Source organism: Maribacter litopenaei, assembly GCF_025244665.1.
Taxonomy (GTDB): Bacteria; Bacteroidota; Bacteroidia; order Flavobacteriales; family Flavobacteriaceae; genus Maribacter; species Maribacter litopenaei.
Map to the genome: position 1 here is coordinate 1,958,506 of NZ_CP104205.1, position 13,813 is coordinate 1,972,318.

The 13,813-nt window shown below is 40.1% G+C and carries 16 protein-coding genes and 3 pseudogenes; 13 read left to right on the forward strand and 6 right to left on the reverse strand.

The genetic code is table 11. The features are described 5' to 3' along the window. The first annotated feature begins 3 nt into the window (after positions 1 to 3). The 6 genes from NYZ99_RS10555 (at position 4) to NYZ99_RS10580 (ending at position 3,583) form a co-directional block, all read left to right on the forward strand. Complete coding sequence (locus tag NYZ99_RS10555; protein WP_260571104.1) at positions 4 to 564, forward strand: dihydrofolate reductase family protein; 561 nt, start codon at positions 4 to 6, stop codon at positions 562 to 564. Between the two features lie 76 nt (positions 565 to 640). After that, the gene (locus tag NYZ99_RS10560; protein ID WP_260571105.1) at positions 641 to 1,957 is read left to right on the forward strand and encodes a hypothetical protein; all 1,317 of its coding nucleotides are present in this window, start codon (positions 641 to 643) and stop codon (positions 1,955 to 1,957) included. A 362-nt stretch (positions 1,958 to 2,319) separates the two neighbouring features. Further along, complete coding sequence (locus NYZ99_RS10565) at positions 2,320 to 2,823, forward strand: SET domain-containing protein-lysine N-methyltransferase (protein ID WP_260571107.1); 504 nt, start codon at positions 2,320 to 2,322, stop codon at positions 2,821 to 2,823. Between the two features lie 104 nt (positions 2,824 to 2,927). After that, positions 2,928 to 3,131, forward strand: coding sequence for a hypothetical protein (locus tag NYZ99_RS10570; RefSeq protein ID WP_260571108.1), 204 nt, complete (start codon positions 2,928 to 2,930; stop codon positions 3,129 to 3,131). Then, positions 3,106 to 3,336: a DinB family protein gene (locus NYZ99_RS10575; protein WP_260571109.1), complete on the forward strand. Its 231-nt coding sequence runs from the start codon at positions 3,106 to 3,108 to the stop codon at positions 3,334 to 3,336. The genes NYZ99_RS10570 and NYZ99_RS10575 overlap by 26 nt, the downstream gene beginning before the upstream one ends. A gap of 43 nt (positions 3,337 to 3,379) precedes the next feature. Continuing rightward, positions 3,380 to 3,583 carry a hypothetical protein gene (locus NYZ99_RS10580; protein WP_260571111.1) on the forward strand — a complete coding sequence of 68 codons (204 nt, stop codon included), beginning with the start codon at positions 3,380 to 3,382 and terminating at the stop codon, positions 3,581 to 3,583. 29 nt (positions 3,584 to 3,612) lie between these two features. On the opposite strand, the gene NYZ99_RS10585 is transcribed toward NYZ99_RS10580, so the two are convergent. From NYZ99_RS10585 to NYZ99_RS10605, 5 genes and pseudogenes are all read right to left on the reverse strand, one after another. Next, the gene (locus tag NYZ99_RS10585) at positions 3,613 to 3,909 is read right to left on the reverse strand and encodes a hypothetical protein (RefSeq protein WP_260571113.1); all 297 of its coding nucleotides are present in this window, start codon (positions 3,907 to 3,909) and stop codon (positions 3,613 to 3,615) included. Further along, a complete protein-coding gene (locus NYZ99_RS10590; protein ID WP_260571115.1) occupies positions 3,906 to 5,144 on the reverse strand; it encodes a cation:proton antiporter in 1,239 nt (412 codons plus the stop codon). Before NYZ99_RS10590 ends, NYZ99_RS10585 begins: the two co-directional genes overlap by 4 nt. Before the next feature lie 9 nt (positions 5,145 to 5,153). Continuing rightward, positions 5,154 to 7,148: pseudogene (ligA, locus tag NYZ99_RS10595) on the reverse strand (NAD-dependent DNA ligase LigA). An 8-nt stretch (positions 7,149 to 7,156) separates the two neighbouring features. Continuing rightward, the gene (gene prmC / locus NYZ99_RS10600) at positions 7,157 to 7,999 is read right to left on the reverse strand and encodes a peptide chain release factor N(5)-glutamine methyltransferase (protein WP_260571117.1); all 843 of its coding nucleotides are present in this window, start codon (positions 7,997 to 7,999) and stop codon (positions 7,157 to 7,159) included. Between the two features lies 1 nt (position 8,000). Next, complete coding sequence (locus NYZ99_RS10605; RefSeq protein ID WP_260571118.1) at positions 8,001 to 8,486, reverse strand: GNAT family N-acetyltransferase; 486 nt, start codon at positions 8,484 to 8,486, stop codon at positions 8,001 to 8,003. 152 nt (positions 8,487 to 8,638) lie between these two features. On the opposite strand from NYZ99_RS10605, the pseudogene ribD reads away from it, so the two are divergent. From ribD to NYZ99_RS10625, 6 genes and pseudogenes are all read left to right on the forward strand, one after another. After that, positions 8,639 to 9,669, forward strand: a pseudogene (gene ribD / locus NYZ99_RS22925) (bifunctional diaminohydroxyphosphoribosylaminopyrimidine deaminase/5-amino-6-(5-phosphoribosylamino)uracil reductase RibD). Further along, positions 9,662 to 9,805, forward strand: coding sequence for a hypothetical protein (locus tag NYZ99_RS21810; RefSeq protein WP_338038959.1), 144 nt, complete (start codon positions 9,662 to 9,664; stop codon positions 9,803 to 9,805). Before ribD ends, NYZ99_RS21810 begins: the two are co-directional and overlap by 8 nt. A 109-nt stretch (positions 9,806 to 9,914) precedes the next feature. Beyond that, positions 9,915 to 10,262 (forward strand): HAD-IA family hydrolase, encoded by a 348-nt coding sequence (locus tag NYZ99_RS21815; protein ID WP_338038960.1) that lies wholly within the window; start codon positions 9,915 to 9,917, stop codon positions 10,260 to 10,262. A gap of 232 nt (positions 10,263 to 10,494) precedes the next feature. Continuing rightward, positions 10,495 to 10,851 carry an EamA family transporter gene (locus NYZ99_RS21820; RefSeq protein ID WP_338038961.1) on the forward strand — a complete coding sequence of 119 codons (357 nt, stop codon included), beginning with the start codon at positions 10,495 to 10,497 and terminating at the stop codon, positions 10,849 to 10,851. Then, the gene (locus NYZ99_RS21825) at positions 10,803 to 11,150 is read left to right on the forward strand and encodes an EamA family transporter (protein WP_338038962.1); all 348 of its coding nucleotides are present in this window, start codon (positions 10,803 to 10,805) and stop codon (positions 11,148 to 11,150) included. Before NYZ99_RS21820 ends, NYZ99_RS21825 begins: the two co-directional genes overlap by 49 nt. Before the next feature lie 193 nt (positions 11,151 to 11,343). Further along, complete coding sequence (locus tag NYZ99_RS10625) at positions 11,344 to 11,772, forward strand: IMPACT family protein (protein ID WP_338039449.1); 429 nt, start codon at positions 11,344 to 11,346, stop codon at positions 11,770 to 11,772. A gap of 35 nt (positions 11,773 to 11,807) precedes the next feature. Here the strand turns inward: NYZ99_RS10625 and NYZ99_RS10630 are convergent, their stop codons facing one another. After that, positions 11,808 to 12,179 carry an acyl-CoA thioesterase gene (locus NYZ99_RS10630; RefSeq protein WP_260571120.1) on the reverse strand — a complete coding sequence of 124 codons (372 nt, stop codon included), beginning with the start codon at positions 12,177 to 12,179 and terminating at the stop codon, positions 11,808 to 11,810. A 206-nt stretch (positions 12,180 to 12,385) separates the two neighbouring features. Between NYZ99_RS10630 and dnaA the strand changes: the two are divergent. Beyond that, a pseudogene (dnaA, locus tag NYZ99_RS10635) lies at positions 12,386 to 13,810 on the forward strand (chromosomal replication initiator protein DnaA). Positions 13,811 to 13,813 lie beyond the last annotated feature (3 nt).

The window sequence follows — 13,813 nt, forward strand, 5'->3', positions numbered from 1 at the left end:
ACCATGAAAACCAATTCTTCTAAAGTGATACTACATATGGTTTCCAGTTTGGATGGTTTTATTGCCAAAAAGGACAATAGTATTTCTTGGTTTGAGACGACTAGTCGCTATGAAAAAGGGGAAACTGGTCAAGATCCTATCGCATTTCTTAAAACCATTGATTGTTATGTGATGGGCTCCCACACCTATGAATTGGCCTTGGAACTCTCAAAATCCCATGGCTGGGCCTATGGTGAAACACCCACCATTGTATTGACATCCCGAGATTTTAAATCGGACAAACCGCATATTCGGTTCCATTACGGAGATGTGACTCATCTTTTCAATGAAAAACTAAAAAAAAAATACAAATTAATATGGGTCGCCGGGGGTTCAATGGTTGCCAAGGAGTTTATAAAACTACAATTGGTAGATGAAATAAGGGTAAGCATCTTACCCATTATTCTTGGGGAAGGTTTACCATTTTTTGACCATATAGGACAAGAGCTACTTTTGGATCTAAAAGACACAACGGCCTATAAAAATGGAATGGTAGAATTATGTTATACCATAAAGAAGGAATAAAATTCGTAGTTTTTAAGACAAGGCAATTAATCACATTTGCCAACCTTGCATGTAAAATGCACCTAATAAATAGTTTATGAAAAAAAATATGCTGGTTCTCTTCGCTTTAATAATGTCTTTCAGTGCCTGTAAAGATTCAAAAACGGAAAAAGACCCCATTACACTGGTTAGGGAGTATTATGCCCTATTGGATACTTCTGATTATGACCAAATTCCTGTGTTGTTGGCAGATAGTCTTCAAACCCAAGAGGGGGATTACAATCCCACCTATTCCCACGATGGATATGAGGAACTTTTAAAGTGGGATGCCGTATTTAATCCCACATATGAGGTATTGGACATTGTTCCGGAGGAAAATGGACTTTATAAAGCCACGGTTTCCAAGATTGATACCCGGATTCAATTCCTACATGAAAAACCTATTATTACGGATAACTATATTACCATCACGGATGGCAAAATCTCTGGTGTACGTACTGAATATGTAGATTTTGACAATGAAACTTTTGGAAATAATCGCACCAAACTGCTCACCTTCATAGATGAAAAACAACCAGAACTAAACGGATTTTTGCACGACCAGACGGAAGCAGGCGGCCGAAAATATCTCAAGGCGCTGGAATTGTATAATATCCAGCCACGATTTGATTTAGGTAAGGATCTTTTGTTAATGCATTTTGATTGTAAGACCGATGTGGATGATCTTCAGGCAGCCGCGGGACTGCGAACCCTAATGTCCCACCCCAATTTTATGCATGTCAATTACCATGCGGTAGCGGGTACCTATGGAATTCAAGAAGGCCTGTACGTACCGCCCAATGACCTGTTTCAATTGGCATTTGGCACCAATTGGATCAATGCCCACAACCGAATGGAGGCAGCCGCCGAAGAAGTTGCTCAAAAGGTAGTGTCGGTTTTGGAAGCTCAGGGCGATATCCGGATCGCGGAGGCAGGTCAGTCCGACTTTTCAGCACATCTAGTAAAAGTACTCCAACAAAAACTACCGGAGTTGAAAACCAATGAACGGATCCACATAGTTCAGCATAGCGACTGGAACGAGGAAGTAACTACGCCTGAACTCCTGGCCTTTGTAAAAAAGCAGACAAACTACCATAAAATACCCGATGGCAATGCGGTGGGTAACGGCACACCAGGCTTTAGAACCCCGGGCTACACACAATGGAAGGAGGAGGTGACAGACCCCGAACTAAAATCGGTATGGGAATTGGCAGTCGCTCTTTCAGACAAATATAATGGGAAGGAAGGTCGCTATTTAAACAAAGCCATTGAAGAGAACGGCTTGGATTTTTCGGACCTCTCAGAAGTATGTTGGATGTTGAAATTGGAAGATATCAGGGATACAGAAGAGTTTTTTGAACGCTACGTCCAATAATATCGAAAAAGAAGAAAAATATGTCTTCTCGAATTTGTCAGGCTGATCGCAATCGAAGTCGATGAATGTAATGTGCGAGATCCAAACATTAAAACGACTTTAATAATAGTCTGAAATTCCTTCATCGAATACATTAAATTCTTGTGTTTGTATTCGGAAATAATCTAATTTTAATTTTTAATCGGCATGGGTAAAGGGAGCCAATTTCTCTTATCAACATACTCATAAAGAGACACTTAAATATGTTCTAAATATGATTCACCCGCATACCGAATTACGATTTATAAGCAATGAAATAGGCTACGGCGTTGTGGCGACAAAATTAATACCTGCTGGTACGATTACTTGGATCTCTGGACAAATTGGATCGGGAATTTAGTCCTCCGGATTTTCAGAATATGGAGCCCCTGTATCAAGAAATTCCGGATACCTATACCTATCGAAATAACAACGGGAATCTAGTTCTTTGTTGGGACCACGGCCGCTATGTAAACCATAGTTTTAATTCCAACTGTCTCACCACGGCCTATGATTTTGAAATTGCCATTCGCGATATCCGGCCTGGGGAACAACTAACCGATGATTATGGGTATTTGAATATTTCCAGTCCGTTTCGCGGAATCAATGAGGGTACCAAACGAAAAACGGTATATCCGGACGATCTTTTAAAATATCATAAGGTGCGGGACAACAAAATCAAAAAGGTGTTCCACAAAATCAAAAAGGTGGAACAGCCCTTGGAACCTGTAATCAATGCTAAAACCTGGAAGAAGATTGAAAAAGTCCTCAACGGGGAGGAAGCGATTACCTCTATTCTTTCAAACTATTTCGATACTGAAAGTCAAAAGTTAGCAGCACCTAATTAATCCTTAAACAATCGTTAAAAAGAGAATATTTAGAGAAATAACCATACCAAAATAATTACATTGAGGTTTTAATCATATCATTGCCTCAATTAAAAATTAACGGTATGAATATTGGACCTATTAACAAACGAAGACTTTTATTGGGATGGCTGGGATTAAGTCCGCTGACGCTCCTTGCTTCCAAAATGCCCAAATTGGAACATGTGGAATCAAGTATAGCGGATATTCTCATGAACAGATGGGAAAAATCAAGAATATATTCCATGGCCGTTCTCGGATACTATGCCGGTGGAACATTTGGAGTTTAGGCCCAGCCCTGAGCAAATGAGTTTCGCCCAGCACTTTTTGCACATAGGATTTACCAATAACATGTTCATAGGGGTTTTGATGGACACGAATACGTACGCCGATTTCAATGCCTTGCAGGAAGCATCTTTCTTTTTAGACCGTCCGGATGAAGTAAGTCTCTTTAATGCGGATTCCATGCAAGAACGCAGTCCGAGAAGAAAATAAGAAACTGGTAAGCACATACCTCAATGAAACCTACGATTATGTATTGACGAGTTTGAAGGGATTAAAAGATGACTTCTTAAAACAAGGTAAAGACAAGATAAAACCGTGGTACTTGGAAGGACATACCCATCCTGACCTTGCGCTACGAGCCGAAAACCATACCGTTCACCACAGGGCACAAGCCGTCAGCTATTTACGAATGAAGGGAATCCAACCTCCAGGATATTCAAAACACAATACACTGTAATCATAGATTTTCATCCAAGGTAATTCGAGTTACTCTAGAACATATTCCACAATGTACCTAAGCTCCTCTTCTAAGGTACTATTAGGATAGCTTCTATTGGCCTTACTGTACCAATATCCGGCATTAAAACGGTCACCTTCCTTCCGATGTAGATAGGCATGAATCCAACTACCCAAGGAGTCGTGCATTTCCTGGGCAATATCATGGGAAGCTTCCCAGTCGCCCTTGGCATCGAACCAAAGAGCCTTAAGTCCATCAGGCCAGTCTTTGGAGGGAGAGGATAGTGTAAGTGTTTTTTCGAATTCGGTATAATTCTTTGGTATCATTTTGTAACGCGTTCAACTAGTTTGCCCACCGTTAATCCTTGGGCGATAATGGAAAAGACCACCACCACATAGGTAATGACCAAAAACAAGTCCCTATTCATATCTTGGGTCAATCCCAAGGCCAACGCAATGGAAATTCCGCCCCGTAATCCACCCCAGGTCATAACCAAATTGGTACGGGGAACAAAATCCAATCGCTTTTCAAAAAACTTGATGGGCATTAGCAAACTTAAAAAACGGCAGCCCAATACAATTGGAATGGCTATCAATCCGGCTACAATGTAGCTCGTTTCAAAGCTAATGACCAACATTTCCATACCTATGAGGACGAACAACAAAGTGTTGAGCAAAATATCCAACAATTCCCAAAACTTGTCCACATAGATCTCCGTAGTTTCGGACATGGCAGAGTTTCGAACCGTATCGTTTCCAACTACCAATCCTGCCGTTACCATGGCCAAAGGTGCGGATAAATGAAATTTTTGTGCCACTACGGTACCCATCATAACCGCCGCAAGCGTAATAATGACCTCAATATCATAATCGTCTATACTGCGCATCAATCGGTAGGTAACCCAACCTATCAAAAGTCCCCAAAGAATTCCACCGATCACCTCTACACCAAATAATTCCAATATTTCCATAGGTTCTATGGGTGCCCCACTGGAGGAAGCCATTTTAAAAATGGTCAAAAACACGACAACCCCTACTCCATCATTGAACAAGGATTCTCCCACAATCTTGGTTTCCAATTTTTTAGGAGCCCCAGCTTTTTTTAATATTCCTAACACGGCTATAGGATCCGTTGGGGATATCAGGGCGCCAAAAAGTAAACAATGGATATAGTTTACTTCCATGGGCGTCATTTTTAATAAATAGAACATCATGGTACCTACCAAAAAAGTAGAGACCAAAACACCCAAGGTAGAAAAAACCAAGATAGGCCAACGTTGTACTTTCAATTGCTCAAAGTTCGTATGCAAAGCCCCCGCAAAGAGTAGGAAGCTCAACATTATATCCAAAAGCACCGTCTTAAAGTCGATTTTGGAAATAATATACCTTTCGGCATTTAGAAGGGTATCATCAACATAGCCAATTACAAAAACTGCTAGGGTAAATACAATGGTTATCAACATCAAACCAATAGTGTTTGGCAACTTTAAAAAACGCACATTGATATATCCAAAAATTGCAGAAATGAAAACCAGTACTGCACTGATAATGAAGTAATCCATATATTTTATTTAAATCATTGCTAAAAATTCTTGTTCCGTGATGATCGGGATGCCCAAAGACTCCGCTTTGGTTCTTTTACTGGGCCCCATTTTATCACCTGCGACCAAATATCCTGTTTTGGACGAAATGGAAGATCCCACCTTTCCGCCATTGTCCTCGATCAATTTTTTAAGCTCATCGCGGCTCAACGTTTCAAAAACTCCGGACACCACAAAGGTAACCCCTCCCAATATTTCCGTTTGGTTTTCGAGCTTTTCGGCAGAAAGCTCCAATTGGACTCCTTTTTGTCTTAATCGACGTATCGCATCCAAATTTTTGGGGTTTTGGAAAAAGTCCACCACACTCTCCGCAATGCGATCACCTATTTCATCCACGGAAATCAATTCCTCTTTTGTTGCCACCATGAGCGCATCGATTGATTTATAAGCTTTTGCCAATTTTTTGGCAACGGTCTCACCAACGTATCGGATACCCAGAGCAAACAAAACCCGCTCAAAAGGCACCTTAACCGAATCCGCTACCCCTTGGACCAGGATTTTCGGCCGATTTATCAGCCATTCGCTCCAATGGCAATAGTTGCTCCTTGGTCAGTTCATACAGATCAGCATAATCGTCGATAAGTCCTTCCTTATAGAGCAGTTCAACCGTTTCACCTCCCAAGCCCTCAATATCCATGGCCTTTCTCGGAAATATAATGTTGAATTCGACCTGTAATCTGTGGGGGGCAACCATATTCGTTCGGGCAGTAATGCTTTGCATCCCCTGGGGTACGCACCAAAGCTGTATTGCATTACGGGCACTCGGTAATATATACCGTAGGTTGAGAATCTATTGGGCGTTTGGAAAGATCCACCCCAATGATCTTGGGAATAATCTCCCCTCCTTTTTCCACAAAAACCGTATCCCCCTCCCTAATATCCAGTTTTTCAATTTGGTCAGCATTGTGCAAGGAGGCCCTCTTTACGGTAGTTCCTGCCAGTAAAACAGGTTCTAGATTTGCTACTGGGGTTATGGCCCCAGTGCGTCCTACTTGATAGGTGATTTCGTTTAATATGGTAAATACTTGTTCCGCCTTGAATTTATAGGCCATGGCCCAACGGGGAGATTTTGCGGTATAACCTAGCTCCTCCTGATGTTGCATACTGTTGACTTTCACCACAACGCCATCCGTTTCATACGGTAAGCTGTGTCGGTTTACATCCCAATGCTCTACAAAATCCATAACCTCTTTGGTATTCGGCACAATTTTGCAACAGTGGGAACCTTGAAACCCCACTCGCGCGCCTTTTCCAACATCTCAAACTGGGTCGTGATCCCCGTGTTCCTACCAACGATACTATATAAAAGACATTCCAAGGGCCGTTGAGCTACCAAAGTACTATCCTGCAATTTTAAACTTCCGGACGCGGTATTCCGTGGGTTCATATAAGGTTCTTCCCCATTAGCGATGCGCTCCTCATTCATTTTGGTGAAGCCATCAAAGGGTAAGACGATTTCACCCCGAATATCAAATTTCTCAGGATAGTTTCCTTTCAATTGAAGCGGAACCGATTTTATGGTTTTAATATTGGTGGTTACGTCATCACCTTGAAAACCATCACCTCGGGTCACCGCCTTGACCAATTTCCCATGTTCATAGGTGATACTGATGGATGCTCCATCATACTTCAGTTCACAGGTATAGGAAACGGGTACATCGCCAAGATTTCGCTGGATTCTTTTTTCCCAATCCTCCAAATCTTCCTTGGAATAAGAATTGTCCAAAGAATACATGCGGTGCTCATGTACTACGGTTTCAAAATGCTTCGTCACCATGCCCCCAACTCGAATGGACGGGGAACTTTCATCATAAAATTCAGGATATTTTGCCTCCAATTCCTGTAATTCCTTAAGTTTCATATCAAACTCATAGTCGGAAATGGTTGGATTGTCCGAACATAATAATTATAATTATGCTCCCTAAGTTCATCCCTAAGCGCCTTAATTTTAGATTCGACGTTCATATGTTGTTTTACATTTTAGCTTTTATCATACGGTCATTCCCATACATATCTTTTCTCAACTCAATGGAATTGAAATTAAACATGGATAAAAGATCGCATGTTTCAGGACCTAAATATTGATTGATTTCCAAATATAATATACCGTTCGTTTTGAGATTTTGGGAAGCAAAATCCGCAATATGCCTGTAAAATATCAAAGGATCTTTGTCCGAAACAAACAAAGCCCCTTCAGGCTCAAAAGATAGTACATTATTAGTCATATTATTTTTTTCCAATTCCCTGACATAAGGTGGATTGGATATAATTATATCAAATTTTTGTTCAATATTTAAATTAGATATGTCAGCTTTAAAAAAATCAACCTGTACCATATTTTTCTTGGCATTATCCTGAGCAATTTTCAAAGCTTCCATAGAAATATCGATTGCTTTTACGTTTGCCTTGTTTAAAAATTTGGACAAGCTTATTGCGATACAACCACTGCCCGTCCCCATGTCCAAAACATCCAGTCCGATCCTCTTTTCGAAATCCTCCAGAATCCAACGCACCAATTCCTCCGTTTCCGGACGGGGAATAAGAACCTCTGGCCCCACCTTGAATTCCATATCCATGAAGTGCGCCGAACCAATTACGTGTTGAATTGGCCGATGCAATTTTAAATCGGACAACGCCGAAAATAGTTGTGATTCCTCTTTTTTTTCGACCATCAAGTTAGGCTGTATGGCTAAAACAAATCGCTCTAGACCTAAAAAATGCTCAATCAAAAGATAAAAAAAACTGGACACCTCTTCCTTCCCATAAATTGGGTCTAATTCCTCGTGAAAAATCTTTTTTACCTCTTTCAGCAACATGTCATAAGGTCTTCAACATCCAAACCGGACAGGAATAATGACCTGTATTGCCCATTGGGGCATCTATGTAATCAAAACCTGATTTCCTATATAATTTTTGAGCATCCTCCATGTAGGGCATAGTTTCCAGGTAACACTGGTCAAACCCATATTCACGGGCCCTTTCTAAACAAACCTCCATCATTTTAGCGCCCAGGCCCCTTCCCCGCGCGGATTTCAAAAAATACATTTTTTGAAGCTCACAAACATTCCCATCGTAATTATCTAATTGGGCTACTCCTGCACAACCAATAATTTCACCGCCATCGTCAATGACAAAATATGTAGCCCTAGACACATCGTATGTCTCAAACATACAATCCAAGACAGCATCTGCGTACGCAGTACCTACCTTTGGCACTCCCATTTCGACCAAGACCTCTCGTACCACCCTAGCAACTTCTTTGTTGTCTGAAGGTCTTATCTCCCTAATTATAGGCTCTTGCATGGTATTTAAAGAATAGGTTTTAAAGTACTATTTTTGATTTGTGAAGATACACGAATTGAGCAGAAACCTAAAAAACAGTTTTCAACAAGCTTTTCCCGATGGATACATTACCTAACAGTACTAAATTGGAGTATTCAACGGACGAAAAATACATGCTACGCTGTATTGAAATCGCCAAAAATGGAATTGGTAGCACGGCCCCCAACCCTTCCGTAGGTGCCGTCATCGTGCACAAAGACCGAATTATAGGTGAAGGCTATACCAGTGCTTACGGCGGATCCCATGCGGAGGTAAACGCCATCAATTCCGTCAAGGACAAAAGCCTGCTTTCCAAGTCAACATTATATGTTACTGCGGAGCCTTGCTCACATTTTGGAAAAACACCACCTTGCGCCAATCTCATTGTTGAAAACAAAATACCAAAGGTTGTTATTGGCCTTCAAGACCCACATGAAAAAGTCGCTGGCAAGGGTATTGAAATTTTAAGAAATTCGGGTGTTCCGTATTCATTGGAGTATTAGAGGGCGAATGCCGAGAACATCACAGGCGGTTTTTGACGTTTCACGAGAAAAAACGACCCTATGTTATTTTAAAATGGGCGGAAACGGCGGACGGTTTTATGGCTCCATCAAGAGAATTTCGTAATGCAAAACCCGCCCCTTATTGGATCACCAACTCCTATTCAAGGCAACTTGTCCATAAATGGAGAAGTGAGGAACAAGCTATTTTGGTAGGAACCAATACCATACTGGAGGACAATCCTAAATTGGACACCCGGTTATGGAAAGGCAAGTCTCCCATCAGGGTAATAATCGATAAAAATCAGAAAATACCAAAAGGTTTCCATGTATTGAACGGACAACATCCTTCAATTTTATTTGTATCAAATAATAGTTCAAATAATGAATTTCAAAATGTTGATTTTGAAATTATTGAAAGTAATAAAAATCTTATTTTAGAGGTGTCTAAAACCTTATTTGAACGAAATATCCAGAGTGTAATCGTGGAAGGCGGAGCCAAAACTATCCAAGCCTTTATTGACGAAAATATTTGGGACGAAGCGCGGATTTTTAAAGGGCAGAATATCTTTAAAAAAGGGATAAAAGCACCAGTTCTAAACGGCAGAATCGTACACCGGAAATCCATACAGGGAGACCAATTAAAAATAATTCGAAATGATTAAAAACATCATCTTTGATTTTGGCGACATTTTCATCAATCTTGACAAGCCTGCAGTTTTTAAGAAAATGGAAGCCTTTGGCCACACAGAATACACTCCGAACTCGATCAACTTTGCAAGAACTACGAAACTGGTTTGATATCATCCGGTAATTTTCTTTCAAATTTAAAAAGGCTTTACCCAAATGCCACAGAAACCGAATTGACAGCTGCGTGGAACTCCATATTGCTTGATTTTCCGAATACCGATTGGAATTTATAGAAGCATTTAAAGCAACAGGATCCCACCGGTTGTTCTTGTTGAGCAATACAAACGACCTTCACATCGAATATGTCATTAAATCCATGGGGAGGAATCGATTTGAGCGATTTAAAAATTGTTTTGAAAGGTTTTATTTGTCCCAACAAATTAAAATGAGGAAACCCAACCCCGATATATATGAACATGTGCTGAACGAAAATTCCTTGGCCCCGGACGAAACCCTTTTCATAGACGACACCAAAGAAAATACTGATAGTGCCCAGCGGTTAGGAATTCAATGTTGGAACCTTCAAGTTGGCAAGGAAGATATTACCGAGCTAATAACTAAGTTGTAATGGAATATCTAGCTCTAAGTGTACTGGCATCGAGCTTGATTTTTGTAATCTTTAAGCTATACACCAAATATAAGATTCAGACACTTTATGCGATCATTGTCAACTACTTTATCGCCAGTTCCGTAGGAATTCATTTTTATGAAGGAAAGGTAGACTTTACAGAAATCACGAACAAATCCTGGTTTTTAGGGATCGTGGCTCGGGGGTTTTGTTTATTGTCGTTTTTAATCTTATGGCGGCTACCTCCCAAAAGGTAGGGGTTTCAGCAGCTTCAGTCGCCACCAAAATGTCCTTGGCCATACCGGTTGTTTTTGGTGTATGGATGTATGGGGAACAACTAGGAATATTTGAAATTTTAGGCATTCTACTCGCTTTGATTGCTGTATACTTAGCCACCATGCGCAAAAAGACCATTGTGACTCACAAGTATCTTTTTTTGCTGCCTATAGCAGTTTTTGTGGGATCCGGCATTATCGACACCAGTATTAAATATGCACAGCAGGTTGCCGTCCCGAAAAGGAATTCCCCATATTCTCAGCCATGGTATTTGGCTCGGCTGCATGCTGTGGCACATTATTTATCTTGTTAAAATCAATTAAAGCCCATCTCAAATTAAATATTAAAAACATCATTGGGGGAATTTGTTTGGGAGTACCCAATTATTTTTCCATTTACTTTTTAATGAAGGCTTTAGATAGCGATACCTTGAATAGTGCTTCACTATTTACCATTAACAACGTTGCTGTAGTAATGCTGTCTACTTTACTAGGGATTCTATTGTTCAAAGAACGAATAAGCATCAAAAACTGGATAGGCATTGGCCTGGCTGTGGTAAGCATCATTTTAGTTGCGCTAGGAACCAAAATTCAGAATTTACTCATCGGCTAAAGCCTTATATGGAACTTGGAAAATCAAAATATAGATCAGTCGATAAACCGTCAGAGGAAGTACTATTTAAGGAAAAGAAAAGTAAATTCTTTGGATACACTTTTCCGGTAAATTCTGAAGATCAAGTTAAACCCATTCGGAGGAGCTGCACAAATTACACCCAACGGCCAACCATATCTGCTATGCCTGGCAAATAGGCGTAGAAGATGTTCATTATAGGGCCAATGACGATGGCGAACCGAATAATTCAGCAGGAATGCCCATTTATGGACAGATTCAGTCCTTTGCCGTGACCAACGTACTTGTCGCCGTGGCTAGAGTATTTGGAGGTACCAAATTGGGAGTTGGAGGTTTAATAACAGCCTATAAGGAAACCGCCAAACTTGCTTTGGAAAATTCAGTAATTACCGAGAAGGTTCTAATGGAACGTTTGTCGCTTTCTTTTGAATATGCAGAAATGGATACCATAATGCGATTCATAAAAAAGTATCAATTAGAAATAATTGACCAAAAACTTCATTTGGACTGCGAGATAATTGTATCGGTTCAAAAAGATTCTTTGCCTTCCGTTTTGGAATTATTGGAGGCCTATCACAAAATCACAACAAAAATCCTTGAATAGAACCGTAAGATTTATGAAAGTTTTTCCAAGATATATTACGGGCATTTTATAGGCCTTTTCTTATGTGAATCCATGAACACTAAAACAGTGTTTGCCTCTACTAAAATTTCACCCATTTCATTCCTTATGGTGTAGTCAAATTCTATACGCACCGAAGGTATTTTTTTAAGCTGTGTACGTACCGTAATTAAATCGTCATAACGTGCGGAATTCTTATAATCTATCTTCAACGAAATTACAGGGAGCATCACCCCATTTTCCTCCATCCATTTATAAGAGATACCAAGGGATCTAAGCCACTCTACCCTTCCCATCTCTAGATATTGCGCATAGTTCCCGTAATACACTACGCCCATTTGATCCGTTTCCCCATATCGTACACGAAAAGAAATTTCGTTAAATTCCATTGATTTTTAATTAAAAACTATATATTTAAAGCCCCTCGGTGTTAGGCAACGAACATGAGAAAAAAAAAGGTCAAATTCAATAGGGATTGATTTTTTTTTTAGAATTTTTGTTCACATATTTGTCCACCTTACAGAGCTAAAATAACTGTCTCTATTTTTTTATTTTTTTCGCTTTTAAATAACCATTAAGAAGAGCTTTTTTTATTATGAATGTTACTGCCGATTCCGTATGGAAAAATTGTTTGGTATTTATCAAAGATAATATCCAACCGCAGGCATTCAAAACATGGTTCGAGCCTATCAAACCTGTTAAGCTTGCAAACAATGCCTTGAGCATACAGGTTCCAAGCAAATTTTTTTATGAATGGTTGGAGGAGCACTACGTAAAACTCCTTAAAGTAGCTCTAACAAAACAATTGGGGGAGACCGCTAAATTGGTATACATTATTAAGATGGAAAATACCTATGGCAATAAAGAACCGTTCACCGAAAAAATACCAAGTTCCAACAGGGGCAATATGAGTCCTCAAGAAATGGATGTGCCAATAAAATCCAAGAATCCGAATTGCGAAATCCATTTGTTATTCCGGGCATCAGGAACATTAAAATAGAATCCCAATTAAATCCTAATTATAATTTTGAGAATTTTTTGGAAGGGGATTCCAATCGACTGGCACGCTCCGCTGGTATGGCTGTGGCCAATAAGCCCGGTGGCACCTCTTTTAATCCATTGCTGGTTTTTGGTGGCGTTGGTTTGGGAAAGACACATTTGGCGCACGCCATTGGGGTGGAAATTAAGGACAAGTATCCTGATCGTACCGTATTATATATATCAGCCGAAAAATTTACCCAGCAGTATATTGAGTCGGTAAAGAAAAATACCCGAAACGATTTTATTCATTTCTATCAGTTGATAGATGTGCTGATTATTGACGATGTACAGTTCCTATCTCGGTAAGTCCGGAACACAGGACGTTTTCTTTCATATTTTCAACCACCTCCATCAAAATGGCAAACAAGTGGTTTTAACTTCTGATAAGGCTCCTGTAGATATGCAGGACTTTGAGCAACGGCTATTGTCCCGTTTTAAATGGGGGCTATCCGCCGAACTCCAAAGTCCGGACTATGAAACACGAATTTCTATCCTAAAGAACAAGTTATATCGCGATGGGGTAGAAATGCCGGAAGATATCGTAGAATATGTAGCGAAGCACATTAAAACGAATATCAGGGAATTGGAAGGAGCCATTATTTCATTGATTGCCCAATCCACCCTAAACAAAAGGGAGGTTACCATAGAATTGGCGCAACAGGTCGTAGAGAAATTTGTAAAAAATACCAAAAGGGAGGTTTCCATCGATTATATACAGAAAGTGGTCTCCGATTACTTTGAAATGGATGTTGCCACCCTACAATCCAAAACAAGGAAAAGACATATTGTTCAGGCCCGACAATTAGCGATGTTCTTTGCCAAAAAATTTACAAAGGCTTCCTTGGCAAGTATAGGTTCCCAAATTGGAAAAAGAGACCATGCCACCGTATTACATGCTTGTAAGACCGTGGACAACCTGGCCGAAACGGACAAGCAGTTTCGTAAATACATAGAAGACCTTACCAAAAAATTCTCCTGATTT

Excerpts from the sequence above, each read along its gene's own strand:
- NYZ99_RS10630 (WP_260571120.1), bottom strand. The coding sequence starts at position 12,179 with ATGGAATTTAACGAAATTTCTTTTCGTGTACGATATGGGGAAACGGAT.
- NYZ99_RS21820 (WP_338038961.1), top strand. The coding sequence starts at position 10,495 with ATGGCGGCTACCTCCCAAAAGGTAGGGGTTTCAGCAGCTTCAGTCGCC.
- NYZ99_RS21825 (WP_338038962.1), top strand. The coding sequence starts at position 10,803 with ATGGTATTTGGCTCGGCTGCATGCTGTGGCACATTATTTATCTTGTTA.
- NYZ99_RS10560 (WP_260571105.1), top strand. The coding sequence starts at position 641 with ATGAAAAAAAATATGCTGGTTCTCTTCGCTTTAATAATGTCTTTCAGT.
- NYZ99_RS10590 (WP_260571115.1), bottom strand. The coding sequence starts at position 5,144 with ATGGATTACTTCATTATCAGTGCAGTACTGGTTTTCATTTCTGCAATT.
- NYZ99_RS21810 (WP_338038959.1), top strand. The coding sequence starts at position 9,662 with ATGATTAAAAACATCATCTTTGATTTTGGCGACATTTTCATCAATCTT.
- NYZ99_RS10555 (WP_260571104.1), top strand. The coding sequence starts at position 4 with ATGAAAACCAATTCTTCTAAAGTGATACTACATATGGTTTCCAGTTTG.
- NYZ99_RS10575 (WP_260571109.1), top strand. The coding sequence starts at position 3,106 with ATGCCGGTGGAACATTTGGAGTTTAGGCCCAGCCCTGAGCAAATGAGT.
- NYZ99_RS10570 (WP_260571108.1), top strand. The coding sequence starts at position 2,928 with ATGAATATTGGACCTATTAACAAACGAAGACTTTTATTGGGATGGCTG.
- prmC (WP_260571117.1), bottom strand. The coding sequence starts at position 7,999 with ATGTTGCTGAAAGAGGTAAAAAAGATTTTTCACGAGGAATTAGACCCA.
- NYZ99_RS10585 (WP_260571113.1), bottom strand. The coding sequence starts at position 3,909 with ATGATACCAAAGAATTATACCGAATTCGAAAAAACACTTACACTATCC.
- NYZ99_RS10605 (WP_260571118.1), bottom strand. The coding sequence starts at position 8,486 with ATGCAAGAGCCTATAATTAGGGAGATAAGACCTTCAGACAACAAAGAA.